This is a genomic window from Streptomyces sp. NPDC097640, from assembly GCF_040302705.1.
Taxonomy (GTDB): Bacteria; Actinomycetota; Actinomycetes; order Streptomycetales; family Streptomycetaceae; genus Streptomyces.
The window spans coordinates 70,917-96,267 of the sequence record NZ_JBEOSB010000005.1 but is presented as its reverse complement, the minus strand read 5'-3'; the positions used below and the strand labels follow the sequence as shown (position 1 = coordinate 96,267).

At 72.2% G+C, this 25,351-nt stretch carries 23 protein-coding genes; 17 read left to right on the top strand and 6 right to left on the bottom strand.

Going from position 1 to position 25,351, the window contains the following annotated elements:
• Positions 1–247: 247 nt before the first annotated feature.
• The 3 genes from ABTY62_RS09005 to ABTY62_RS08995 all read right to left on the bottom strand — a co-directional run bounded on the left by ABTY62_RS09005 (position 248) and on the right by ABTY62_RS08995 (position 5,831).
• Positions 248–409 carry a hypothetical protein gene (locus ABTY62_RS09005; protein WP_352128742.1) on the bottom strand — a complete coding sequence of 54 codons (162 nt, stop codon included), beginning with the start codon at positions 407–409 and terminating at the stop codon, positions 248–250.
• Positions 410–803: 394 nt separating this feature from the next.
• Entirely contained in the window at positions 804–3,635 is a 2,832-nt protein-coding gene (locus ABTY62_RS09000; protein ID WP_352128741.1) for a family 78 glycoside hydrolase catalytic domain, read from the bottom strand.
• Positions 3,636–3,788: 153 nt separating this feature from the next.
• The gene (locus ABTY62_RS08995) at positions 3,789–5,831 is read right to left on the bottom strand and encodes a spermidine synthase (protein ID WP_352128740.1); all 2,043 of its coding nucleotides are present in this window, start codon (positions 5,829–5,831) and stop codon (positions 3,789–3,791) included.
• Between the two features lie 142 nt (positions 5,832–5,973).
• On the opposite strand from ABTY62_RS08995, the gene ABTY62_RS08990 reads away from it, so the two are divergent.
• Positions 5,974–6,630, top strand: coding sequence for a hypothetical protein (locus tag ABTY62_RS08990; protein ID WP_352128739.1), 657 nt, complete (start codon positions 5,974–5,976; stop codon positions 6,628–6,630).
• Here the strand turns inward: ABTY62_RS08990 and ABTY62_RS08985 are convergent.
• Positions 6,604–8,004, bottom strand: coding sequence for a YhjD/YihY/BrkB family envelope integrity protein (locus tag ABTY62_RS08985; protein WP_352128738.1), 1,401 nt, complete (start codon positions 8,002–8,004; stop codon positions 6,604–6,606). The genes ABTY62_RS08990 and ABTY62_RS08985 overlap by 27 nt on opposite strands.
• Positions 8,005–8,274: 270 nt before the next feature.
• Here ABTY62_RS08985 and ABTY62_RS08980 point away from each other — a divergent pair, with 270 nt between their 5' ends.
• From ABTY62_RS08980 to ABTY62_RS08920, 13 genes are all read left to right on the top strand, one after another.
• Positions 8,275–8,823 carry a GNAT family N-acetyltransferase gene (locus ABTY62_RS08980; RefSeq protein ID WP_352128737.1) on the top strand — a complete coding sequence of 183 codons (549 nt, stop codon included), beginning with the start codon at positions 8,275–8,277 and terminating at the stop codon, positions 8,821–8,823.
• Between the two features lie 128 nt (positions 8,824–8,951).
• Positions 8,952–9,035 (top strand): putative leader peptide, encoded by an 84-nt coding sequence (locus tag ABTY62_RS08975; RefSeq protein WP_309471194.1) that lies wholly within the window; start codon positions 8,952–8,954, stop codon positions 9,033–9,035.
• Positions 9,036–9,275: 240 nt separating this feature from the next.
• Positions 9,276–10,973 (top strand): nitrite/sulfite reductase, encoded by a 1,698-nt coding sequence (locus ABTY62_RS08970; protein WP_352128736.1) that lies wholly within the window; start codon positions 9,276–9,278, stop codon positions 10,971–10,973.
• Positions 10,970–11,152, top strand: coding sequence for a hypothetical protein (locus ABTY62_RS08965; RefSeq protein WP_311723542.1), 183 nt, complete (start codon positions 10,970–10,972; stop codon positions 11,150–11,152). Before ABTY62_RS08970 ends, ABTY62_RS08965 begins: the two co-directional genes overlap by 4 nt.
• Positions 11,149–11,859, top strand: a complete 711-nt coding sequence (locus tag ABTY62_RS08960; RefSeq protein WP_352128735.1) for a phosphoadenylyl-sulfate reductase — start codon at positions 11,149–11,151, stop codon at positions 11,857–11,859. Before ABTY62_RS08965 ends, ABTY62_RS08960 begins: the two co-directional genes overlap by 4 nt.
• Positions 11,859–12,425: an adenylyl-sulfate kinase gene (gene cysC, locus ABTY62_RS08955; protein ID WP_502997430.1), complete on the top strand. Its 567-nt coding sequence runs from the start codon at positions 11,859–11,861 to the stop codon at positions 12,423–12,425. The genes ABTY62_RS08960 and cysC overlap by 1 nt, the downstream gene beginning before the upstream one ends.
• Positions 12,422–13,390, top strand: coding sequence for a sulfate adenylyltransferase subunit CysD (gene cysD, locus ABTY62_RS08950; protein WP_352128733.1), 969 nt, complete (start codon positions 12,422–12,424; stop codon positions 13,388–13,390). The genes cysC and cysD overlap by 4 nt, the downstream gene beginning before the upstream one ends.
• 2 nt (positions 13,391–13,392) lie before the next feature.
• Positions 13,393–14,733: a sulfate adenylyltransferase subunit 1 gene (locus ABTY62_RS08945; protein ID WP_352128732.1), complete on the top strand. Its 1,341-nt coding sequence runs from the start codon at positions 13,393–13,395 to the stop codon at positions 14,731–14,733.
• Positions 14,734–14,948: 215 nt separating this feature from the next.
• Positions 14,949–16,091, top strand: a complete 1,143-nt coding sequence (locus ABTY62_RS08940; protein WP_352128731.1) for an aliphatic sulfonate ABC transporter substrate-binding protein — start codon at positions 14,949–14,951, stop codon at positions 16,089–16,091.
• Positions 16,092–16,194: 103 nt separating this feature from the next.
• Positions 16,195–17,019 (top strand): ABC transporter ATP-binding protein, encoded by an 825-nt coding sequence (locus ABTY62_RS08935; protein WP_352128730.1) that lies wholly within the window; start codon positions 16,195–16,197, stop codon positions 17,017–17,019.
• Positions 17,006–17,962 carry an ABC transporter permease gene (locus tag ABTY62_RS08930; RefSeq protein ID WP_352128729.1) on the top strand — a complete coding sequence of 319 codons (957 nt, stop codon included), beginning with the start codon at positions 17,006–17,008 and terminating at the stop codon, positions 17,960–17,962. Before ABTY62_RS08935 ends, ABTY62_RS08930 begins: the two co-directional genes overlap by 14 nt.
• A gap of 88 nt (positions 17,963–18,050) precedes the next feature.
• Complete coding sequence (locus ABTY62_RS08925; protein WP_352128728.1) at positions 18,051–18,809, top strand: sirohydrochlorin chelatase; 759 nt, start codon at positions 18,051–18,053, stop codon at positions 18,807–18,809.
• A 251-nt stretch (positions 18,810–19,060) separates the two neighbouring features.
• A complete protein-coding gene (locus ABTY62_RS08920) occupies positions 19,061–20,752 on the top strand; it encodes a phosphodiester glycosidase family protein (RefSeq protein WP_352128727.1) in 1,692 nt (563 codons plus the stop codon).
• Positions 20,753–20,812: 60 nt separating this feature from the next.
• On the opposite strand, the gene ABTY62_RS08915 is transcribed toward ABTY62_RS08920, so the two are convergent.
• Entirely contained in the window at positions 20,813–21,538 is a 726-nt protein-coding gene (locus tag ABTY62_RS08915) for a hypothetical protein (protein WP_352128726.1), read from the bottom strand.
• Between the two features lie 106 nt (positions 21,539–21,644).
• On the opposite strand from ABTY62_RS08915, the gene ABTY62_RS08910 reads away from it, so the two are divergent.
• The 3 genes from ABTY62_RS08910 to ABTY62_RS08900 are packed head-to-tail and all read left to right on the top strand — an operon-like array spanning position 21,645 to position 23,904.
• Positions 21,645–22,163, top strand: coding sequence for a hypothetical protein (locus ABTY62_RS08910; RefSeq protein ID WP_352128725.1), 519 nt, complete (start codon positions 21,645–21,647; stop codon positions 22,161–22,163).
• A gap of 48 nt (positions 22,164–22,211) precedes the next feature.
• Entirely contained in the window at positions 22,212–22,778 is a 567-nt protein-coding gene (locus tag ABTY62_RS08905; protein WP_352128724.1) for a 3'-5' exonuclease, read from the top strand.
• Positions 22,779–22,818: 40 nt separating this feature from the next.
• Positions 22,819–23,904 carry a hypothetical protein gene (locus tag ABTY62_RS08900; protein ID WP_352128723.1) on the top strand — a complete coding sequence of 362 codons (1,086 nt, stop codon included), beginning with the start codon at positions 22,819–22,821 and terminating at the stop codon, positions 23,902–23,904.
• Here the strand turns inward: ABTY62_RS08900 and ABTY62_RS08895 are convergent.
• Complete coding sequence (locus ABTY62_RS08895) at positions 23,894–25,264, bottom strand: MFS transporter (RefSeq protein WP_352128722.1); 1,371 nt, start codon at positions 25,262–25,264, stop codon at positions 23,894–23,896. The genes ABTY62_RS08900 and ABTY62_RS08895 overlap by 11 nt on opposite strands.
• Positions 25,265–25,351 lie beyond the last annotated feature (87 nt).

Sequence of the window (25,351 nt, the reverse complement as noted above, 5' to 3'; positions counted from 1 at the left end):
CGCACGGGCGCACCGCCACACGGGCGCACCGCCACACGGGCGCACCGCCACACGGGCGCACCGCCACACGGGCGCACCGCCACACGGGCGCACCGCCACACGGGCGCACCGCCACACGGGCGCACCGCCCCCAGACCCCAGGGGTCTGGGGCGGAGCCCCGCCCCGCAGGGGACCCGCGCCGGGGGCCCCGGGGGCCGAAGCCCCCGGCGCGGCGGAGCCGCGCACGGGACGGGGCGCGCAGCGGGGTCAGGCGGCCGCTAGGTCCGCGCCTTTCCCGATGCCGCCGGGTCCGACCAGCACGACGACCGCGGGCACGCCGGCGGGCCGGTCCGCGCCGTCCAGCACCTGGGCGATCTGCTCCGGCAGCGACTCGCGGTCGGTGAAGGCGGCGTTCGCGGGAGGCAGCATCCGCGGGCGGGACACCCCCGGGGCCACGGCCGGGACGGCGCCGGACCCCAGCCACCCGGCCTCCCGCAGCCAGGCCGGGCGAGGTGCGCGCGCCCTCCCACAGCTGCCGGGCGAGCTCGCGCCGCTCCTCCTCGGTGGCGGGCAGCAGCGGCTCGCTGTCGGCACCGGGGGCGGGGGTGGGATTCTGACGCCGCATCCGGCGTACGAGCCCGGCCAGTGCCTCCGAGCTCCGCCGCCCCATCTCCCCGCCCGCTCCCGACAGGGCACCGGAGGTCACCGTGCCGACGCCGAAGCCACCGCCGCCATCGTGAACGGCTCCACAGCCCACCCACCCCCAACTCGCGTCTGTGCCACACGGTATCGGGAAGATCGCCACGTCGCGGCCGGGATCGCGTCAGGCGGCCGGGGTGAAGGTGGAGTGCCCGGAGCCCACCGTGTAGACGGCGTAGCCGTTACGGACGCCCCGGAAGCGCGGCGTTGAGGCGCCGTCAGGCCCGGCGCCACGGGCCTCGGGCGTGCGGCCGCCGGCCAGCGGGACCTGCACCTCGGCGGTGACGTTGACGGGGATGTCGACCTTCACCGCGGTGCCGTGCGCCGTGGTGTTCCAGCGGACCCCGACGGTGCCCGCCTGGGTCCACACCGTGCCCGACGCGTGGGTCAGAGCGGTGTCGCGCGGTGGCCTGATCCGCAGGGTGGTGGCGGCCGGGGCGGTGATGTTCAGGCCGAGCATTTCCTGCTGGAGATCCACCAGTGCGGTGGCGCCCCAGCCGTGGGAGAGGCTCTGGCCGTCGTCGGGCGCCTCCCATGACTCCCAGGTGAAGGTGCCGCCCCGGGCCAGGATGTTGGCCCAGCCGAGCGAGGTGCGGTCGGTGAGCCGGGCCAGCACCTGGTCGTCACGGCCGGCCCGGTGCAGGGCGGTGAGCAGCCAGTTGGCGGTCATCGGGCCCATCTGGAGCTTCAGCGAGGCGAGATGGTCGGCGATGGTGTCCACCGCCTCGTCGGGGGCGATGCCGAAGGAGACGGCGTAGGCGTTGGCGATCTGCGAGGCGTGTGTGCTCCGGGTGCCGTCCGCCTTCAGCCCGTCGGTGTAGATGCCGTCCGGGCGGCGCAGCCGGTCGTTGACGGCCTCGGCCAGCTTGTCGGCGTCGGCGCGCAGCGCCTCGCTCTCGGCCTTCGGCCGGCCGAGGGCGGCGGCCTGGTCGGCGGTGCGCCGCAGGGCGTCCACGGCCAGGATGTTGACGGTGGTGCGGACGGTGGTGTCGGTGTCGTACCCGTAGCGGTTGGGCCAGTCGATGATGCCGTACTCGTAGGCCCCGGAGCCCCCGGCGAGCTTGGTGACCAGGCCGGTGGCGGGGTCGATGTAGCGGCGGATGTAGTCGGCGACGGCGGCCGAGGCGGGGTAGGAGGCGGCGAGCGTGGCGCGGTCGCCGGAGTTGAGGTAGTACTCCCAGACCCAGCCGGGGAACATCTCGGTGTAGTCGGGGATGTCCCGCTTGCCGTCGCCGTTGGGGTAGACGGCGTTCATCCGGCCGTCGGGCCAGTACCGCTGCTGCGACTCGGCGAACTCGCGGATCGCCCGGGCGGTGAGCGCGCGGTCGCCGGCCCCGGCCATCAGGGCGCGGGAGACGTCCACGGAGTCGCCGAGGAACTGGCCCTTCTCGCGGGTCGGGGTGTCCAGGAACTGCTCCTGCGAGTCGTACAGCGCGGAGCGCCGCATCAGCTCGGCCACCGCGTCCAGGGTGGGGTCGGAGCTGCTGAAGGTGGCGGCGCGGGCCGGGTCGGCGTCGGTGTGCTGGACCACGGCGGCGATCGACGACGCGCTCAGCCGCTCGCCTGGGTCGTCGATCTGGAGGTAGCGGAACCCCTCGTAGGTGTAGGCCTGGAAGCTCTGCGCGCCGTCGTGCTGGGTGTAGTGGTACGACAGGTCGGTCTTCTGGTTGTCGTGCGCGGAGTCGGACACCGTGCCGTCGGCGTTGCGCACATAGCCCGCCCGCATGTCGACGGTGCGCCCGGATGCGCCGTGCGCGAACCGCACCCGGGGCATCGCCGGGATGATCTTGCCGAAGTCGGCGACCACCGCGCCCGACGCGAGCCGGGTCACCGAGACCGGCCGCGCCGTCGTGAAGGCCAGCCGCGTCCGCTGGCTGCGCAGATGGGTGAAGACCCCGGCCGGGTGCGCGCCGACCACCTGCGGCGACTGCCAGGAGGAGGCGTCGAAGCCGGGCCGGTTCCAGCCCTGCTGACGCTGGGCGATCCGGCCGTCGACGCTCTCGATGTAGTCGCGGCCGTCGTTGTTGCGGTAGGGCATGGACAGCCACGGGCCACGGGCGACCCGCCAGCTGCCGTCGGACACCACCACCTGCCGCGATCCGTCGGCGTGTTCGACCACCAGCCGGGCCAGCAGGCCGGGCTCTCCGGCGGGCCGCCCCTGACCGGGGCCGTACCAGTGGGCCAGCACGCCGATCGCGGCCGGGCGGCCCGCCTTCAGGTCCCGGGTGACATCGGCCGCCTGGTAGTAGCCCTCGTCGGGGTACGCGTAGGCGCCGCCGCGGTCCACCAGCCGGCCGTTGACATACGCCTGGTACTGCTGGGACGCCGCCACATAGAGCCGGGCGCGCACCACGGGGCTCGCCCCGACGGTGAACTCCTTGCGGGCCAGCGTGTAGTCGTCCTTGTCGGCCGTGGTGCGCCGGATCCAGCTCGCCTGCCACTGGGCGTCGGAGATCCCGGTGTCGAAGGCGGCCCGCGGGGCCCATGGCGAGACGGCGCCGGTGCGGTCCCAGGTGCGCACGGTCCAGGTGTAGCCGGTGCCTCCGGCCAGTTCCGGGCCGTCGTAGGCCACGTAGGCCTGGCGGGCGGAGGCGACCTTGCCGCTGTCCCACACCTGGCGGGAGCCGCCGCGCGCGGCGCCGGTCCGGGTCACCCGGATCTGGTAGGCGGTCTGTGTCTCCCCCGGGTCGGTGTCGCGCGGCCGCCATCCGAACCCCGGGGCGCCCTCGACATCGAGCGGCCGGGCGCGGTCGCCGACGGTCAGGCCGGCGGGGGCGAGGGGCGCGTGGCCACCGCGCGGTTCGGCGGCCGCCGCGCGGCCGGGGACGGCCGTGGACACCATCGGGAGCAGGGCGGCCGCCAGCACGACGCCGAACCGCCGCAGTCCGCCGCCGCTGCCGCCGCTGCTGCCGTTGCCACTGCCGCTGCCGGTCTCCCGGCGCCTGGGGACTCTCAATGTCGCCTCCGAAAACGATGCCCATAGGATTGAATCGATTCAACGACGAGGGTCATTCTTCCAGCGGCGCTGTACGGATGAGAACCCTCCGGAACCCGGAAATCCGTCAGGCCCCCGGCGGGACCGGGGGCCTGACGGGGTGTGCGGCAGTGGTCAGGGATGGGCGGTGGGCTCCGCCGTGAGCCGCTCCACGGGCTGCGCCTGGCTCTGGCCGCGGCCGGTGAAGCGCATCGCGACACACGCGCCCGCGTACAGCACGGCGACCAGGAGCAGCAGCGCCTGATAGCCGGTGATCAGGGCGAGGTACTCGAGCGTGCCGCCGACGAGGGCGCCCAGGAGGTTGGCCCCGAAGGCGGACGTGGGGTCGGAGGCCGCCGCCAGCCGGTCGGAGAAGATGATGTTGGCGCAGAAGATCGGGGCGAAGGCCAGCGCGATCGCCGCGGCCAGGCGCGCGGCGAAGGGCAGCCCGAGCACCAGATGGGTCGGCACCAGCCAGGACACGGCCAGCGTGGCGAACAGCGCGAGCTGGAGGGCGGTCTGGTTGACGCGGCGCATCCGGCGCCGGACCTCGACGCCGCACAGCACGGCCAGCATGACACCGGCGAAGACGATCGCGTTGACCAGCCAGGTGGTGCCGAAGTAGAGGGCGAAGCCGATCACGTTCTTGGTCTCGAGCAGCATGAACGCGGCACCGAGCAGGAACATGTCGGCGTACTTGACGGTGCGTCCGACGCGGACCCCGGTCAGCCGCACCGACACCAGGGTCACCAGCAGGATCGCGCCGAGCACCCCGAGGTAGAGGTTGGGGATGGTGCGGTGCAGCAGGTACGGGAAGGGGTGGTCGTCGGTGGCGGCCGCGGGCACCGGGCCCGAGGGCCGCCAGGCGGTGCCGCACCGCTGGTCGCCGGGGGTGGCGCCGGCGACGAGGATCGCGGCCTTCTTGCCGCCGTAGTGGGTGATGCAGGGCGCGTGCCCGAAGACGCCGGTGATCGTGGAGCCGTAGCGGTCGATCAGCCAGTTCTGCCGGTAGTAGTTGTACATCGCGAACGCGCCGCCGGGCGCCAGATGGCGGTGGGCCGCCTCGAACGCCTGCCGGGTGAACAGATAGCTCTCCAGGCGGAGGTTGCTGGCGCCGGACACCAGGGTCAGGGAGTCCGGCAGCGCGAGGACGACCAGGTCGTAGCGGGCGTCGGTGCGCTCCAGAAAGGCCCGCCCGTCGTCGATGTGGACATGCACCCGGGGGTCGTCGTACGGCCGGTCCGGGTGCAGATCGGCGCCGATCTGCTTGAGCCTGGGGTCGATCTCGACCGCGTCCACCCGCCGGGCGCCGTGGGCGAGCGCCACGGCCACGTCATTGCCGTTGCCGGCGCCGATGACCAGGACGCGGCGGTGCGGATTGGCCGGGGTCTCCTGATAGGGCCGCTCGTACGGGGAGTCGGAGCGCCGCAGCACCTTCAGCGGCGCGATGCTCTGGTGCGGCACCCCGTTGGCGGAGATCTTGTAGTCCCGGCTGCCGGTGGTCGGCCGGGTGACCTCGATCTTGTAGTAGGGGGACCAGGAGATGCCGGTCGCCAGCGACTCCAGCGTCAGCGCCGCCACCACCAGGGTCAGCGGCGCCGCGTACCGGACGGCGTTGCCCCGCCCGCCCAGCACCAGCAGCGCCACCGCGGCGAGCGCCCCCCACGCCACCGACGGGGCGCGCAGCCAGGACAGCACCGCGAAGGAGAGCGAGCCGGCCAGCGAGCCCAGCAGGTCGTAGCGGTAGGCGTCCAGCGACGGCAGCTGCCGGAACAGGTCCGCCGTCGTCTTGCCGAGCGCCGTCATGGTGAGCGCGGCGAGGCCGAACAGCACGGGGAGGGTCACCCACTGGGGCAGCCCGGTGGTCTTCACGGCCGTGAAGTAGATGACCTCGCCGCTGGTCTGCCGCACTTGTACGGGGAACACCCGCACCAGGACGACGAGGACGGCGAGCGGCACGGGCGCCCAGCGGGTGAGCCACTGCCCGCGCCCGGCCGGGATCAGGAACCCCAGGCCGATCCCGAGGAACGAGCCCAGCAGGATGAAGTTCGAGAAGTAGCTCAGGTGAACGACGTTGGCCCCGGTCCACCTGATCAGCGCCAGCTCGACGAAGAGCATGGTCGCGCTGGCGAGCACCAGCCTCGGGCGCAGGTTCCGCGTTCGAGCGCTGTGATCCATGTCACGAGACGGTGTCATCTGAGCGCGGGCAGGTCGAGCACCCCGGCGGTGCGTGCACCACCTGGCCCGCACCTGTCACCTGATGGGCCCAACCGGGCTGTCGGTGGGGCATGCCACCCTGAACCTCCGTTCGAACGGAATCATGATCTTCGGCGTGGAGGTGGGGTTCGCCATGGGGATGTCCGGCTGCTGGCTCGTGGGGGCGCTGGGTGAGGCGGACGTCGCGGAGCTGGCCCCGCTGGCGGTGCCCGCCATCGAGGCCACCGCGGCCCGGGCGGCGGCGGTGGGCACCTGGGCGCGCTGGGAGCGGGACGCGGAGCGCGGCGGTGGCGCGGTGCCGGTGTGGCGCGAGGACGGCGTCTACAACACCGAGGCCGCGCTGCACCTGTACAGCCTGGTCGACGACTCGGCCTTCGACGCGATGGACGGCTCGGGGAAGCTCCACATCATGGAGTGGTGGGACCGGATCGACACCGACGCGGTCGAGCCCTTCGTCGAGTCCGTGCGCAAGGACAACCCGGTGGCCGCCCTCTTCCACGGCCTGGGGCCCGAGCGCGCCGGGAAGCTGCCCGGCTGGGCCGGTGACGCCGTCCTCGCCGCCGACGAGGTGCGCCGCCGGCTCCCCGCGGCCGAGGCCGCGCTCGCGGTGTCCGGGGCGGAGCGCGAGCGGGCGCTGGCCCGGATCGACGACTGGGCGGGCGAGAAGGAGGCCGAGGCGCTCCTCGACGGGCCGCTGCGGGTGTGGCGGGGGGCGGCCGAGGCCGGGACGGGGCTACTGGCCTCCCGCGTCTGGTTCTGATCCGCCGGTGGCACTGCGCACCGGCTTCCCGGCGGCATCGGTCCGGCCGTCGCGCGGGGCGTGCGGTGCGCCCGGGGCGTCCTTGGGCGCGCCGTTCTCGGCCGCGGGCTTCGCCGACGCACCACCGTTCTCCGACGCACCATTCGCCGACGCGCCATTGGCCGACGCACCGTTCTCCGACGCACCGTTCTCCGACGCCCTCGGCTCCGACGCCCTCGGCTCGGGTGTGCGCTGCTCGGGTGTGCGCTGCTCCGGCGCTTGCTGCTCCTGCCGGGCGGCGCGCTTGGCGTGCAGCCGGGAGCGTACGTCGGCGTGCGGCAGGAACTGCGCCCAGCGCTCGGGGAACTCGGAGGGCGGGGTGATCTCCGCCGCCCCGTCGTCCGCGGTGCGCTGCGCCCAGGCCCGCCGCCGGGCAGCGTCCTCCCGGACCCGGGCGGCCGCCTCGGCGCGCCCGGCGGCGGTGGCCACCGACGGCCAGACGCGGTCGATCGCGGCGTTGACGGCGGCGCCGACGAGCACCGCGAAGGCGGACACACCGATCCACAGCAGCACGGCGACGGGCGCGGCCAGCGAGCCGTAGATCGTCGGCCCCTCGACGGTGTGGAGCAGGTAGATACGGAGCAGGAAGCTGCCGAGCACCCATATCGCCAGGGCGACGAGCGCGCCGGGGATGTCCTCCCGCCAGGGCGAGCGCACCGGCACGGAGACGTGGTAGAGGGTGGTGAGGAAGGCGACGGACAGCAGGATGACCACGGGCCAGTAGAGGATCCGTACGAGGTCCCCGCTCGAGGGCACCAGGTCCACCACGGTCTCCGGGCCGATCACCATCAGGGGCAGCGCCACCGCCCCGATGACCAGCGCGACCAGATAGAGGAGAAAGGACAGCAGCCGGGTCCTGACGATCCCGCGGCGGCCCTCGAGCCCGTACATGATGGTGATGGTGTCGACGAAGACGTTGACCGCACGGGAGCCGGACCACAGGGCGATGGCGAAGCCGAGCGAGATGACGTCGGGGCGGCCGCCCCGGATGACGTCGTCCAGCAGCGGCCGGGCGATCTCCCGGACCCCCTTGTCGGAGAGCACGGTCCCCGAGGCGTTGAGGATGTTCTGCCGGATGGTGGCCACGGTGTCGGTGTTGGTCCACGCGTCGAAGTAGCCGAGCAGCCCGATCAGGCCGAGCAGCAGCGGCGGCAGCGACAGGAGGGTGAAGAAGGCGGCCTCGGCGGCCAGGCCGGTGACCCGGTACTCCATGCAGGAGTTGACGGTGTCCTTCAGCAGCAGCCAGACCATCCTGCGCTTGGACACGTTTCGGTACAAGGCGCGCGCCTTGTAGAGCCGACCGGACGGCTTCGACGGTTCTTTCCCTGGCTGCACCTTCTCACGGTATCCGCCCCGGGGTGCCCGGCGGCGCCCGGTGTTTCCCTCCGTGACCAGCCGGTGACCAGGCCGGACGGTGCGTGGCCGGGGCCTGGGCCGGGCCGGCGGAGGGGATGCCGCGCCGACTCGGTACCGCCCTCCGCCGCGCCCACTGTCCGTGCGGGGTACAGCCATAGGCAAAGGTTGCGCGGCGTTGCAACGCGCCGCCCGCCGGGCGGCGCGCGCCCGCCCCGGGCACCCGGCGGCGGTCGTGATTGGCTGTGCTCCATGAGCATCACGGTCACCACCTGGTCCCTGGAACAGACCTCGCCCGCGGACCTCGCCCCGGCGCAGGAGCCGCCCGCCTCCGCGGGGGTGCGGATCGTACGGGCCGAGATCCCCAGCCCGGAGTTCAACCGCTTCCTCTATACGTCGGTCGGCGCGGACGTGGCCTGGACGGACCGGCTGGGCTGGACGCCCGACCGGTGGCGGGAGTTCCTGGAGCGGCCCGGGGTGGAGACCTGGGTCGCGTACGAGCGCGGCACCCCGGCCGGATACATCGAGCTGGACGGGCAGGACGAGGGCGTGGTCGAGATCGCGTACTTCGGGCTGCTGCCCGCGTTCCGGGGCCGGCGCATCGGCGGGCACCTGCTGTCCTGGGGCACCGGCCGGGCCTGGGACCTGGCCGAGCGCTGGGCCGGGCGACCGCCGACCAAGCGGGTGTGGGTGCACACCTGTAGCAAGGACGGGCCGCACGCCCTGGACAACTACCGGCGGCGCGGATTCCGGGTCTTCGACACCAAGGTCGAGATAGACGCTGGCACCGGGGCCGAGTAGGCCGGTCTTCCCCCCGGCAAGGGGCGGCACACGTGACCAAGGACACATCGTCTCACGATGCGGGACAGAGTCGTCCAGATATTGGATGATGGTGGACTGCCCCGAGACCCCCATGCCACGCTTCCCTCATGTCTCGAGCTGGAATTGCCTTGGTGAGTCGGCGACACGTCGATCTCGGCCGCATGTCCAGCGCGATCTGTCCAGCGGGCTGAGGCTGTACCCGTAGTCGGGCCTCCGCCCTGGACGCCACCGCCAGCAGCGCAGCTTTCCCCGCCGCCCCCGACGTCGTGGGCGAGCGCGCACGTCTCGCACTCTCCCCGCCTCGTTAACCTCTGCGCCCCGCGCCCTCCGCCGCAACGCCGTGCCCGCCTGCGCAAAAGCGCAGGTCACCGAGGGTGCGCTGACGAGTACCGCCCGCCGCACCAGAGCCGCTCAGAAGGACACACACCGCCATGGCCGCCACCCCGGACCGCCCCAGCGCAGCCACGCCCCGCCGCAAGGCCGGACGCCACCGCGGCGAGGGCCAGTGGGCCGCGGGTCACTTCACCCCGCTCAACGCCAACGAGCAGTTCAAGAAGGACGACGACGGTCTCAATGTGCGGACACGCATTGAGACGATCTACGCCCACCGCGGCTTCGACGCCATCGACGGCGCCGACCTGCGCGGACGTATGCGCTGGTGGGGCCTCTACACCCAGCGCAAGCCCGGCATCGACGGCGGCAAGACCGCCATCCTGGAGCCGGAGGAGCTGGACGACGAGCACTTCATGCTGCGCGTCCGTATCGACGGCGGGCGGCTGACCACCGAGCAGCTGCGGGTCGTCGGCGAGGTCTCGCAGGAGTTCGCCCGCGGCACGGCGGACATCACGGACCGGCAGAACGTCCAGTACCACTGGATCCGGATCGAGGACGTGCCCGAGATCTGGCGGCGGCTGGAGGCCGTCGGCCTGTCGACCACCGAGGCCTGCGGCGACACCCCGCGCGTCATCGTCGGCTCACCGGTCGCCGGGATCGCCGAGGACGAGATCATCGACGGCACCCCGGCCATCGACGAGATCCACCGTCGCTTCATCGGCACCAAGGAGTTCTCCAACCTGCCGCGCAAGTTCAAGACGGCGATCTCCGGCTCGCCGGTGCTCGACGTGGTCCACGAGATCAACGACATCGCGTTCGTCGGCGTGCGCCACCCCGAGCTCGGCCCCGGCTTCGACCTGTGGGTCGGCGGCGGGCTTTCCACCAACCCGAAGATCGGCGTCCGGCTCGGCGCCTGGGTCCCGCTGGAGGAGGTCCCGGAGGTCTGGGCGGGCGTCATCGGCATCTTCCGCGACTACGGCTACCGGCGGCTGCGCACCCGCGCCCGGCTGAAGTTCCTGGTCGCCGACTGGGGCGCGGAGAAGTTCCGCCAGGTGCTGGAGGACGAGTACCTGAAGCGCAAGCTGGCCGACGGCCCCGCGCCCGCGCAGCCCGTGCAGCGGTGGCGCGACCACATCGGCGTGCACCGCCAGCAGGACGGCCGCTACTACGTCGGCTTCGCGCCGCGCGTCGGCCGGGTGGACGGGGCCACCCTCACCAAGATCGCCGAGCTGGCCGAGGCGCATGGCTCCGGCCGCGTCAGGACCACCGTCGAGCAGAAGATGATCGTGCTCGACGTCGAGCAGGACCGGGTCGACTCGCTCGTCGCGGGTCTGGAGGCGCTGGACCTCCAGGTCACCCCGTCGACGTTCCGGCGCGGCACCATGGCCTGCACCGGCATCGAGTTCTGCAAGCTCGCGATCGTCGAGACCAAGGCGCGCGGCTCCTCGCTGATCGACGAGCTGGAGCGCCGGCTGCCCGAGTTCGACGAGCCCATCACCATCAACATCAACGGCTGCCCGAACGCGTGCGCGCGCATCCAGGTCGCCGACATCGGCCTCAAGGGCCAGCTGGTCATGGACGAGAACGGCGAGCAGGTCGAGGGCTACCAGGTCCACCTGGGCGGCGCGCTCGGCCTGGAGCCCGGCTTCGGCCGCAAGGTCCGCGGCCTCAAGGTCACCTCCGCCGAACTCCCCGACTACATCGAGCGCGTGCTGCGCCGCTTCGAGGAAGAGCGGGAAGAGGGCGAGCGGTTCGCGACGTGGGCGTCGCGGGCGAGCGAGGAGGCACTCTCATGAGTGAGCGAGCGGCGCCTTTTTACTGCCCGTACTGCGGGGACGAGGACCTGCGCCCCTCCGAGGAAGGCCACGGGGCGTGGGAATGCGCGTCCTGCAACCGCGCGTTCCGGCTGTCGTTCCTCGGGCTGCTGGCCAAGGGCCTGCGGCGCGAACACGGCGAAGGGGGCACGGCGATATGACCGAGCAGCTGGACCTGGACGACCCCGCGCACCTGGAGCGGCTCGCCGAGCGCGCGGGGCGCGAACTGGAGGACGCCCCGGCGCTGGAGATCCTGCGCTGGGCGGCCGACACCTTCGGGCCGCGCTTCTGTGTCACCTCCTCGATGGAGGACGCGGTGGTGGCCCATCTGGCCTCCCGCGTCCTGCCCGGCGTCGATGTCGTCTTCCTCGACACCGGCTACCACTTCCCCGAGACCATCGGCACCCGTGACGCGGTGGCGGCCGTGATGGACGTCAACGTCATCACGCTCACCCCCCGCCAGACCGTGGCCGAGCAGGACGCCGAGTACGGCCCGAAGCTGCACGACCGGAACCCGGACCTGTGCTGCGCCCTGCGCAAGGTCAAGCCGCTGGAGGAGGGGCTGCGCGGCTACGCCGCCTGGGCGACCGGGCTGCGCCGCGACGAGTCCCCGACCCGCGCCAACACCCCGGTCGTCGGCTGGGACGCCAGGCGCGGCAAGGTCAAGGTCTCCCCCATCGCCCGCTGGACGCAGGCGGACGTGGACGCGTACGTCGACGAACACGGCGTGCTCACCAACCCCCTGCTGATGGACGGCTATGCGTCCGTGGGGTGCGCGCCCTGCACCCGGCGGGTACTGGAGGGCGAGGACGCGCGCGCCGGCCGCTGGGCGGGCCGCGCCAAGACCGAGTGCGGGCTGCACGGCTGATGGCTGACCAGGAGAACCAGATGAGCGTGACACAGCAGGGCGCCACGGTATGGCTCACCGGTCTGCCGAGCGCGGGCAAGACGACGATCGCCTATGCGCTGGCCGAGCGGCTGCGCGGCGAGGGGCACCGGGTGGAGGTGCTGGACGGCGACGAGATCCGCGAGTTCCTCTCCTCCGGCCTCGGCTTCTCCCGCGCGGACCGGGACACCAACGTCCAGCGGATCGGCTTCGTGGCCGAACTGCTGGCCTCCAACGGCGTCAAGGTCCTGGTGCCGGTCATCGCCCCGTACGCGGACAGCCGCGAGACGGTCCGCAAGCGCCACCAGAGCGAGGGCACGGCCTATCTGGAGGTGCACGTCGCCACGCCGGTGGACGTGTGCGCCGAGCGGGACGTCAAGGGGCTGTACGCCAAGCAGGCGGCGGGCGAGATCTCCGGGCTGACCGGGGTCGACGACCCGTACGAGGCCCCCGAGGTCCCGGACCTGCGCATCGAGACGCACGGGCAGGGCGTCCAGGAATCCGCCGCGGCGCTGAGAGCGCTGCTGGGTGAGAGGGGACTGGCATGACGACCGTGGCTCAGGCCAACGGGACGGGACCCGGCTCGGAGGACGGCGACGGAGACGGAGACGGAGACCTCTACACGCTGTCGCACCTGGACTCGCTGGAGTCGGAGGCGGTGCACATCTTCCGCGAGGTGGCGGGCGAGTTCGAGCGGCCGGTGATCCTGTTCTCCGGTGGCAAGGACTCCATCGTCATGCTGCATCTGGCGCTCAAGGCGTTCGCCCCGGCGCCGGTGCCCTTCTCGCTGCTCCACGTCGACACCGGGCACAACTTCCCCGAGGTCCTGGAGTACCGGGACCGCGCGGTGGCGGCCCACGGGCTGCGCCTCCATGTGGCCTCCGTCCAGGACTACATCGACCGCGGTGTCCTCAAGGAGCGCCCCGACGGCACCCGCAACCCGCTCCAGACGCTGCCGCTGACGGAGAAGATCCAGGCCGAGCGGTTCGACGCGGTGTTCGGCGGCGGGCGCCGCGACGAGGAGAAGGCCCGCGCCAAGGAGCGGGTGTTCTCGCTCCGGGACGAGTTCTCGCAGTGGGACCCGCGCCGCCAGCGCCCCGAGCTGTGGAACCTCTACAACGGCCGCCACGCGCCGGGCGAGCACGTCCGCGTGTTCCCGCTGTCCAACTGGACCGAGCTGGACGTGTGGCAGTACATCGCCCGCGAGAACATCGAGCTGCCGGAGATCTACTTCGCCCATGAGCGCGAGGTCTTCCCGCGCAACGGCATGTGGCTGACCGCCGGCGAGTGGGGCGGGCCCAAGGACGGCGAGACCGTCGAGAAGCGGCAGGTGCGTTACCGCACCGTCGGCGACATGTCCTGCACCGGCGCCGTCGACTCGGACGCCACCACGCTGGACGCCGTCATCGCCGAGATCGCCGCCTCCCGGCTCACCGAGCGCGGCGCCACCCGCGCCGACGACAAGCTGTCCGAGGCCGCCATGGAGGACCGCAAGCGCGAGGGGTACTTCTAAGCATGACCACGACCACGGAGCTCTCCGAGACGACCCTTCTGCGGTTCGCCACCGCCGGTTCGGTCGACGACGGCAAGTCCACCCTCGTCGGCCGTCTTCTGCACGACTCCAAGTCGGTCCTCGCCGACCAGCTGGAGGCCGTGGAGCGCGCGTCGGCCAACCGCGGCCAGGAGGGCCCGGACCTGGCGCTGCTCACCGACGGCCTGCGCGCCGAGCGCGAGCAGGGCATCACCATCGACGTGGCGTACCGCTACTTCGCCACGCCCCGGCGCCGGTTCATCCTCGCCGACACCCCCGGCCATGTGCAGTACACCCGCAACATGGTCACCGGCGCCTCCACCGCCGAACTCACCGTGATCCTGGTCGACGCCCGCAACGGCGTCGTCGAGCAGACCCGCCGCCACGCCGCCATCGCGGCCCTGCTGCGCGTCCCGCACGTGGTCCTCGCGGTCAACAAGATGGACCTCGTCGGCTACCGGGAGCCGGTCTTCGCCACCATCGCCGAGGAGTTCACGGCCTACGCCATCGAGCTCGGCATCCCAGAGGTCACCGCCATCCCGATCTCGGCGCTGGCGGGCGACAACGTGGTGGAGCCGTCCGCCACCATGGACTGGTACGGCGGCCCGACCGTCCTCGAACACCTGGAGACCGTCCCGGTCAGCCACGACCTGGCGCACTGCCACGCGCGGCTGCCCGTGCAGTATGTGATCCGTCCGCAGACCGCGGAGCACCCGGACTACCGGGGGTACGCGGGCCAGATCGCGGCCGGTTCGTTCCGCGTCGGCGAGCGGGTCACGGTGCTGCCGTCCGGCCGTACGACCACGATCTCGGGCATCGACCTGCTGGGCAAGCCGGTCGACGTGGCCTGGACGACGCAGTCGGTGACCGTCCTGCTGGAGGACGACATCGACGTCTCGCGCGGCGATCTGCTCGTGCCGAGCAAGGACGCGCCACCGGCCACGCAGGACATCGAGGCGACGGTCTGCCATGTCGCGGACCAGCCGCTGACGGTGGGCCACCGGGTGCTGCTCAAGCACGGCACGCGCACCGTGAAGGCCATCGTCAAGGACATCCCGTCCCGGCTGACGCTGGACGACCTGTCCCTGCACCCGCACCCGGAGCAGCTCGTGGCCAACGACATCGGCCGGGTGAAGATCCGTACCGCCGAGCCGCTGCCGGTGGACTCCTACGCCGACTCGCGCCGCACCGGCTCGTTCATCCTGATCGACCCGGCCGACGGCACCACGCTGACCGCGGGCATGGTGGGCGACTCGTTCGCGACCGCCACCCCGGCCGCGGCCGACGACGACGACACGTCCGACGACGACGGATGGGACTTCTGATCATGTCCGGTGATGTCTTCTCCACCTTCGCGAAGGAGGGCGGCCGCGTCGGCAGCGGCGCCCTTGGCAGTGGACAGGGAGGGGTCGGCCGATGTGCCTGCTGACCTGCTCGTTCCCCGTTCCCCCGCCGTACCGCAAGCGGCGTAACCGAAGACCTGCCGAACTGCCGGGCGTCCCCTGACGCTGTCCCCGGCCCTCCGAGAGGAACTCCTCCCGTGCCCGTCGACCGCACCACGCACCCGCGCCCGGCCCTCCGCCGGCGCACCCGCCTCTTCGCGGCAGCCGCCGCCCTCCCGCTGCTGATCGGCGCGCTGGGCGCCTGCGGCTACGGCTCCAAGAAGGACGACACGGGAGACAAGGCCGTCCCCGCCGCCGGCGGCAAGAAGATCGACGGCCTGGACAAGGTGAGGATCGGCTACTTCGCCAACCTCACGCACGCCACCGCGCTGGTGGGCCTGCGCGACGGCGGGCTGATCCAGAAGGAGCTGGGCGGCACCGAGATCCAGCCGTTCGTCTTCAACGCGGGCCCGTCCGAGATCGAGGCGCTCAACGCGAACTCCATCGACATCGGCTGGATCGGCCCCTCGCCGTCCATCAACGGCTATGTGAAGTCGCACGGCAAGAACCTCAAGATCATCGCGGGTTCGGCGTCCGGCGGGGTCAAGCTCGTCGTCAACCCGAAGAAGATCAAGACGCTGGACGACGTCAAGGGCAAGAAGATCGCCACCCCGCAGCTGGGCAACACCCAGGACGTGGCGTTCCTCAACTGGATCGCCGAGAAGGGCTGGAAGGTCGACGCCCAGAGCGGCAAGGGCGATGTCTCCGTGGTCCGCACGGACAACAAGGTGACCCCCGACGCCTACAAGTCCGGCGCGATCGACGGCGCCTGGGTGCCCGAGCCCACCGCCTCCAAGCTGGTCGCCGAGGGCGGCAAGGTGCTGCTGGACGAGTCCACCCTGTGGCCGGACAAGAAGTTCGTCATCACCAACGTGATCGTCCGGCAGGACTTCCTCAAGAAGCACCCGGACGTCGTCGAGGCGGTGCTGCGCGGCTCGGTGAACACCAACGCGTACATCAAGGCCAACCCCGACAAGGCGAAGTCCGAGACCAACGCCGCCCTCGAGGCGGAGACCGGCAAGGGGCTCCCGGCCGAGGTGATCGACCCGGCGTGGAAGAGCATCCAGGTCACCGACGACCCGCTGGCCTCGACCCTGGACACCGAGGCGGAACACGCGGTCAAGGCCGGGCTCCTGGAGAAGCCCGACCTCAAGGGCATCTACGACCTGACCCTGCTCAACAAGGTCCTCAAGGCGGAGGGCAAGCCGACGGTCTCCGCCGCGGGGCTCGGCACCCAGTAGCCGCCGGCCGCCCGCGTACGGCACGCATCCCGTACGCGTCCCGTACGCGGGCACCCCGTACGCACGCCCATACGCACGTACGCACCCATCAGGAGGTGACCGGATGTCCCCGGCACTGACCACCGACAAGGCCGACCGGGCGGGCGCGGCCACGGCGGCCGCGGCAGGCCCCTCGGATTCCTCCGGAGCTGTCCGGATCAACCACGTCCACAAGGCGTTCGGCCGCCCCGGCGCCGCACAGCCCGTGCTCGACGACATCAGCCTCGACGTTCGCCCCGGCGAGTTCGTGTGCATCCTGGGCGCCTCCGGCTGCGGCAAGTCGACGCTGCTCAACCTGGTCGCCGACCTGGACAGGCCGACCGCCGGGACCATCGAGGTCCCGGGCGGCCGGCCGGCCCTGATGTTCCAGGAGCACGCGCTCTTCCCCTGGCTGACCGCGGGCAAGAACATCGAGCTGGCGCTGCGGCTGGGCGGTGTGCCGCGCGCCGAGCGCAGGCCCAAGGCCGAGCAGCTGCTGGAGCTGGTGCGGCTGGGCGGCGCGCACGGCAAGCGGGTGCACGAGCTGTCCGGCGGCATGCGGCAGCGCGTGGCGCTCGCCCGCGCGCTGGCGCAGGACTCCAGCGTGCTGCTGATGGACGAGCCGTTCGCCGCGCTCGACGCCATCACCCGCGATGTGCTGCACGGCGAACTGACCCGCATCTGGAGCGAGACGGGCGTCTCGGTCCTGTTCGTCACGCACAACGTGCGCGAGGCGGTGCGGCTGGCCCAGCGCGTGGTGCTGCTGTCCTCGCGGCCGGGGCGGGTCGTCCGGGAGTGGACGGTGGACATTCCGCAGCCGCGCCGGATCGAGGACGCGGCCGTCGCGGACCTGTCCATCGAGATCACCGAAGAACTGCGTGGGGAGATCCGCCGTCATGGCCGGCACTGAGATCACCGGCGAATCGCCGAAGACGACGGCCGCCGTGGAGAAGACGGACGAGCCCGCCACCACGGAACGGCGAAAGCAGTCCAGCCAGGACCTGGCGGGCCTGGAGGCCGGTCTCGACGCGCTGGACGCGGTGCAGATCCGGCGCACCTCGCCCGCCGAGGTGCTGGTCCAGAAGGTGCTGCCGCCCATCGTGGCGATCGCGCTGATCCTGGCCGTGTGGAAGGCGCTGGTCTGGGCGAAGGTCACCGACGACTACAAGCTCCCCGACCCCAAGCTGGTCTGGGACGCGCTGGAGCAGCTGTGGCTCCGCGGCGAGCTGTTCGACATCGTCTGGACCAGCGTCTCGCGCGGACTGTTCGGCTTCCTCATCGCGCTGGCGATCGCCACCCCGCTGGGGCTGATCGTCGCCCGGGTGAAGGTGATCCGCGCCGGGATCGGCCCGATCCTGTCCGGGCTCCAGTCGCTGCCCTCGGTCGCCTGGGTGGCGCCCGCGGTGATCTGGCTGGGCCTCAACGACCGGATGATGTACGCCGTGATCCTGCTCGGCGCGGTCCCCTCGATCGCCAACGGCCTGGTCTCCGGCATCGACCAGGTGCCGCCGCTGTTCCTGCGCGCCGGGCGCACGCTCGGCGCCCGGGGCCTGGTCAGCGCCCGGCACATCCTGCTGCCCGCCGCGCTGCCCGGGTATGTCGCCGGGCTCAAGCAGGGCTGGGCGTTCTCCTGGCGCTCGCTGATGGCCGCGGAGATCATCGCCAAGTCCCCCGACCTGGGGCTCGGGCTCGGCCAGTACCTGGAGAACCAGCGCAACAACTCCGACATGGCGGGGGTGCTGCTCGGCATCATCATGATCCTGTTCGTCGGGATCGCGATCGAGCTGCTGATCTTCGCCCCGATCGAGCGGCGGGTGCTGCGGAGCCGGGGCCTGCTGGTGAGCACCCACTGACACCCCGTCCCGACGCCCCCGCCCATAGCGCGGCCACCCCGCCCGTAGCCCCCCGCCCGTCCTCGTAAGGAATCCGGTAACGCATCCCGTGACCCCCTCGCCCCCCGTCCTGCTGGTCATCGCCCACGGCAGCCGCGACCCGCGCCACGCGGCGACCGTCGCCGCGCTGTGCGCGCGGGTGCGGTCGCTGCGGGCGGGGCTGCGGGTGGAGGCGGCGTTCCTGGACTTCAACGCGCCGAGGGTGGGGCAGGTCCTGGACCGCCTGGCAGCGGAGGGCGCCCGCGATGTGGTCGCCCTCCCGCTCCTCCTCACCCGCGCCTTCCACGCGAAGGCCGACATCCCGGCGGTGCTGCGCGAGACGACGGCCCGCCACCCGGACCTGCGGGTCCGGCAGGCCGAGGTGCTCGGCCCCTCGCCGCTGCTGATCAGCGCCCTGGAGCGGCGGCTGTACGAGGCCGGGCTGCGGCCCGGCGACCGAAGCTCGACCGGGGTCGTCCTGGCCTCGGCGGGCTCCACCGACCCGGAGGCGATCGCGGTGATCGCAGAAATCGCGCGGGAGTGGCGGCACACCGGTTGGTGCGCCGTGCGGCCCGCGTTCGCCTCCGCCACTCTCCCCCGCACCGAGGACGCGGTGCGCGCCCTGCGCGCCGAGGGCGCCCGCCGCGTGGCCGTCGCCCCGTACGTCATCGCCCCCGGCCGCCTCCCGGACCGCATCGCGCACGGCGCGCGCGATGCGGGCGCGGACGTCCTGGCGGGCGTCCTGGGCCCGGCCCCGGAGCTGGCCCGGCTGCTGCTGCGCCGCTACGACGAGGCGGGGGCCCGGAAGCTGACGGCGCTCACCGCCTGACCGCGCGGTCCCGTCCCGCCTTCCGTCACTCGTTCGGGCTACTCCCCCGCTCCGCCTCAGGGGGACCCCCGGCCCCGGCGGGGCTTGGGGTCCGACGGGGTTCGGCCACGTCCGCCCCGTGCGATTCACCGCCTCTTCCGTGTCCCGTCCCCCGCCCGTCCCGCATCCTTGTCAGCCCGGCCCCCGGACACCGCTGGACTTGCCTCCCACACATCAGGACGTTGCAGGACGCCGACGCCCCAGGGGATGCCATGCGCACTGAACACGCCCCCCGTCCACTCGGAACCGACTTGGTCGGCACGGCCGACAGAGCAGCCCGCCGCGGCACCCGCAGGCGGGGCGCGATCGCGGTGGCCGCCACCATCGCGCTGACGGTCATCAACCCCTGGGCGGTGCCCGGGCCGGCGCAGGCGGCCACGCCCGCTGCGGCGAAACCCGCCCCAACCGCCGCCGCGAAGTCCGTCACCGACTGGACGACGCGGACCGTGGCCCCGGGCGTCGAACTGCGCACCGGTGTCATCAAGGACCCGGACGCCAAACCCTCCTGGACGGTCACCGTCCAGGCCCCCGCCGTCAACCGGCTGACCGGCGCCCCGACGTCCGCCCCGCTCTCCACCCGCGCCTGGGCCGACGACACCGCGCGGCGGCTGCGGGACGCCGGTCTCGAGCCGCGCCTGGAGCAGGTCCGCTGGCCCGCGTACGCGGACACGCCGAGCGGCACGATGGGCTGGCGGGTGCGCGTGGGCTCGTACGCCACCGCGGAGGACGCCCAGAGCACCAGCCAGAAGGTGTCCGCGAGCGGCCTGCGCCCGGCCGTGGAGTGGACCGGCTACGACGTGCAGCAGCCGGCCGACCGGGAGAGCGTGCATGTCGCGGTCATCGACCCGGCCGCCTTCACCGGCACCGTCGAGGGCACGCACAACGGCGATGTCGCGGACCGCGAGACGACCTCCGCCGTCGCCGCGAAGGTCGGCTCCCTGATCGGCGTCAACGGCGGCTTCTTCGTCACCTCCGACGCCGACGGTGTCCAGGGCACCATGGCCGGAATCGGCGCCTACGACGGCGAACTCCAGTCGATGGCCGCCGGCTCACGGGCCGCACTGATCCTCGACGACGGCGGCCGGAACCCCCGTATCGCGGACCTGACCACCACGGTCACCGCCCGCGCCGGATCGGCCGACTACGCGGTGGAGGGCATCAACCGGGTGCCCGGGAAGGTGCGCAACTGCGGCCGCCCAGGCGCCACCCCGACCGAGGAGCCCCGCCAGGACCTCACCTGCGCCAAGACCGACGACCTGGTGAAGTTCACGTCGTCGTTCCGCGCCGGCCTGCCCACCGGCCCCGGCGTCCAGGCTGTGCTCGACGCCGACCACCGCGTGGTGTCCGTCGGCGCGCGCGGCGGCAAGGTCCCGTCCGGCGGCTCGGTGCTCCAGGGCATCGGCGGCGCCGCCGACTGGCTCACGGCCCACGGCCGCGCGGGCGAGCCCATATCCGTCGAGGAGGTCATCCGCGACACCGCCGGCCGGCAGGTCGAACTCGGCCCCGGCGACAGCGTCGTCAGCGCCGCGCCCACCCTGGTCGAGGACGGCCGGAACGCCGTCGACGCCGCCACCGAAGGCATGCTCGACCCCCAGGACCTCTCCTTCGGCTACGCCTGGTCCAACGGACGGCAGCCCCGCACCATGGCCGGGATCGACAAGCAGGGGCGGCTGATCCTCGCCACGGTGGACGGGCGGCAGCCCGGCGTCAGCGAGGGCTTCACGCTCGTGGAAGGCGCCGACTTCATGCGCTCCCTGGGCGCGGAGCAGGCCCTCAACCTGGACGGCGGCGGCTCCAGCGCCATGGCCGTGAACGGCGGGCTCGTCAACGCCCCCTCGGACGCGGCGGGCGAGCGCGCGGTGGGCGACACGGTCCAGGTGGTTCCGGCGGGCGCCGGGCGGTGACTTCGCGGTGGCTTCGGAACGTGTCGCCGCCCCGAAGCCACCACCCGCCGCGTCCCTCCACTACACGAGCAGATCCAGCCCCTTGTACCCGATGCCGGGAGCGTTGAGGGCCAGCCAGCCGTGGCCGCGCATCAGCGTGTAGGAACCGATCTCGGTGGGGTCGACGGACAACTCCCAACAGGCGTAGGCCGCCCGCGCCGTGCCCTCGTTGGGCTCGGCCTCGTCGTACTCCGGGTCGAAGTCCTCTTCGTCGACGCGCAGTTCCTCCCAGGGCAGCGGCTCGCCGATCCACTCGGGGTCGCTTTCCGCCGCGTAACGCCGCCGGATCCGGCCCTTCTCGGCCACCACCCAGATGTCCGCCCCGCCCGCCTCGTCCTGGAAGAACATCTGCGCCTCGCCGCAGTGCTCGCTCAGCCGCTCCACGGCCCCCATCCACTCGTCCCAGCCCTCGCCGACCACGCTGATGAGGTTGCCGTAGACCAGCCGCCAGCCGTCCAGCTCCGGGGTGATGAACACGGGCAGCGCGCCCCGGCGCCACGGCATGTCGTCCACATCGACGCCCTCCTCCAGCGTGACCGGGAAGCGGTCGTGCAGCTCCAGCGCCTCGAACACCCCCTCATAGGCCGCGCCCGGCACCGCGTACCACCATCCGCGCGGTTCCAGCCGGGACGGCTTCTCTCCACTGGCCTTGATCCGCGCGCGACGCTCCAGCAGCGTCTTGTCGCGGGCGTCGAGGCGGTCGATCAGCCCGGTGGCGAGGAGTTCGCGGAGCCTGTGGTTCGTCATGTCAACCGACCCTAATGCGATGGGCTGACAGCCTGAGAATCAGCCATCTCGCGTAGGGTTCCGGTGATGCGGGACCGTTGGTCCCGTTTCGCGAGGAGGGGTTGCCATGCCAGATCTGCTGCGCCGGTGGTGGACGACGGCCGCCGCCGTGACCGTCGCGGTGATCGGCGCTCTTCTGCTGTCAGGACAGATCAAACACCTATGGGACGGCCACTCCGAACTGGCCGTGCTGCGCGCCCACGGACTGCACGCACGGGCCGAGGCGTCCCTGTCCACCACCTGCTCCCAGGGGCGGGGCATCAGCTGCGAGACGTCGTCGGTGTGGCTCGATTTCATCGACGCCGACGGCGATCCGGTCAGCGTCCCGGAGACGGCGATCGACGGCTCGCTCTATGTCCCGCACGGCCACCGTGACGCCGAGGACCGCGTGGCGACGACCGTCGTCTACAACCGGGCAGACCCCTACCAGGCCCAGCCCGCCGGGGCCCTCGACCAGAACGTCCTCGACCTCGCGGCCCACCGCTGGCTCGCCCTCACCATCGCGCTCGCGCTGCTCGGCGCTGGCATCGCCGGCGCCGTCGCCGCATGGCCGCCACCCCGCCCGGCCCACCGGCCCTCCGCCTGACGACAATTCGCGTGCCTCCCACCACGCCCCCGTGATTCGCTACCCCGCATGGCAAGACTGCGACTCGACCGCGTCCTCGTCGTGGACGTCGAAGCGACCTGCTGGGACGGCCCCACCCCCGAGGGCATGGCATCCGACATCATCGAGATCGGCCTGTGCGAACTCGACGTCGCCACCGGCGAACGCTCCGGCCGCCGCTCCCTGATGATCCGCCCCGAGCGCTCCACGGTCAGCCCCTTCTGCACCGAACTGACCACCATCACCCCCGAACAGGCCGCCGACGGCCTCAGCTTCGCCGAAGCCTGCGAGATCCTGCGCGACGAGCACGGCGCCGGGCACCGCGTATGGGCGAGCTGGGGCGAGTACGACCGCGCCCAGTTCACGCGCCAGTGCGAGGCGACCGACACCCGCTATCCGTTCGGCACCCGGCATCTCAACGTCAAGAATCTGTATTCGCTGATGCACTCCCTCGACCGCGAACTGGGCATGGCCGGAGCCCTCCACCACGCCGGGCTCGCCCTGGAGGGCACGCACCACCGGGGCGTGGACGACGCGTGGAACATCGCGGGGCTGCTGGCGGGGCTGCTGGGGCGCGGCGCGGTCCGCTCCTTGTAGGCTCCGCCGTGATCACCAACGTGGGCCCGGGGGAGGTACGTTGACGGAAGCGGAGCCGCGCCATATCGACCCGCTCGAAGCCGTGGAGCACCTGTTCGCGCTGTGGCTGCCGCGCTGGCGCCTGGCACTCGTCGGCGGCGAAGCTCCGCCGTCGTACGAGGAGGAGTGGACCGTAGCGCCCTCCCTGGCCGAGGTGTCGAACTACGGCGCCTTCCCGGCCACGTTCGACGGCCCCGACGGGCAGCGCCATCCGGTGGCCGTCGAGCGGTTCGACATCGAGGACCCGGACGAGACGTCTTCCGGCCCCCTGCACGCCTCGTGGGGTCTGCCGGACGAGGGTGCGGAGCATACGTTCGCGCTGATCAGCGAATTCCTCACAGACGTAGCGGAGTCGGGCCGGGGCCGGGCACTCGCCGGATACATGGCGGGTTACTTGGCCGCGGACGGTACGGATCTGCTCCGCATCACGGTGGCCGCCGAGCCGGACGGCCCCGCGCTGGACGATGAGCTGCACCTGCTGGTGCGCTCCCACGACAGGACGACGCGATTGGCCCTGGCCGACGCCAAGGCCGCCCCCGACGCCGCCTCCGACGGCTCATCCACGTACCGGATCGCCTGCGTCACGTCCCTGCTCAGCGAGTTCCTCCAGATCAACAACACCGACGCGGTGACCTTCGAGGTGACCTTCGGCACCCATGACATCGACCTGAACGTCGCCGACCCCGACGCCGCCTTCCGCGCGGGCTGGGCCGGAGACGAACACTGGCTGATCGCTGAGGAGGGCGACGACGAATCCGACGACGTCCTCTGGGCGCTGGACGCCCCCTCCCTGAAAGCCGCGCTGACCGAGTCCGAACAGAACATGGTCACGGCGGCCCGGGCCCAGACCCTGGTCTGGGAGTTCGACTCCACGACGCCTGAAATCCCCGGCGATGAACTGGTCTCCTGGCTAGCCCGCGACCTGCTCGAAACGATCCTCACCGAGATCACCGGCGCGCCCGGCACCCCACCCATCCTCGCCTACGCCAAGAACCTCCCCCTCGAATCCGTCCTGTCCGGCGAAGGGGACTCCTGCCTCCTCCTGGTCGGGGCACAACGCACCGCCCTCGTCTACATCAGCGGCTAGATGTATTGACCCTGGCCGCGGGACGGGACGGTACCGCCGCGGTCTCCCGGTGTCTGGTCTCCTTCGCCAGGGCCACGGTGACGACGGTGAGCGCGCTCATCGAGGCGATGAAGACGACCACCCCGACCACGCTGTGGTCGAACCAGAGCAGCAGGCACGTCGCCAGCACGGGGGCCAGTCCCCCGGTGAGGACGGTGCCGAGGTTGTTGGCGACGCCGACGGCGCTGAACCGCACCCTGGTGTCGAAGAGTTCGGCGAAGAAGGCGGGCTGTGAGCCCAGGATCGCGGACTGGCCGATGCCGAGGGTGACCAGGAGCGCGAGCCAGATCAGCCAGGTGTTCTGCCCGTCGATGACGGCGAAGAACGGCCAGGCGGCGGCGAGCAGGACCAGCGCGCCGCCGATCGAGACGGGCCGCCGGCCGACCCGGTCCGAGAGCGCCCCGAACGCCGGGACGGTCACCAGTTTTACGGCCGCGGCGATGGAGATGCCGCTGAGCAGCGCGGACGTGGACATCCCGCGGTCCTCGGCGTACGCGACCGAGAACGTGCCGAAGATGTAGTAGCCCGCGTTCTCCGCGGCGCCCGCGCCGATCACGATGAGCATCTGCCGGGGGTAGCGGCGCCAGGCCTCGACGAAGCGGGTACGGGCCAGCCGCTCGCGCAGCGTGCCGGTCGGCTGCGGGCGGGCGGTGGCGGCTTTGGAGTCCTGGAACTCGGCGGTCTCCTCGACCGACCTGCGCACCCACAGCCCGAAAAACGTCAGCACCGCGCTGAGAAGGAACGGCACCCGCCAGCCCCAGGCCAGGAACGCCTCCTCGGACAGCAGCCCGGTCGCGAGGGCGAAGGCACCGGTGGACAGCAGCGTTCCGGTGCCGGTGCCGATCGCGGGCAGTGAGGTGAGCAGGCCGCGCCACTTCGGCGGCGCGTTCTCGAACAGGATGATCAGCGCTCCGGTCTTCTCACCGCCCGCGGCGAAGCCCTGCACGAACCGCAACAGCGTGAGCAGCAGCGGCGCGGCGACGCCTATCTGCCCGTACGTGGGCAGCAGGCCGATCGCGGTGGTGGCCAGGCCCATCAGCAGCAGGGTGGCCACCAGAACGTTCTTGCGGCCCCGGGTGTCGCCGCGTTCGCCGAAGAAGGCGCCGCCGAGCGGGCGGGCGACGAAGCCGATCGCGAAGGTGCCGTAGGCGAGGATCGTGCCGACCAGGGGGTCGCTGTCGGGAAAGTACACCTTGTTGAAGACCAGTGAGGCCGCGGTGCCGTACAGCGCGAAGTCGTACCACTCGACGGTGGTGCCGAAGACCGCCGCGAGCATGACCCTCGGCTGGAACACGCGCCGTCTGCTTGCTACTTCGCTCATGGGACTCCTTCGTCGACTGACGGAGAATGCGACGCTGTACCACTAGGTGGTTCACTTGTGCCGCTGAATGGTTCGGTGATGTTATGG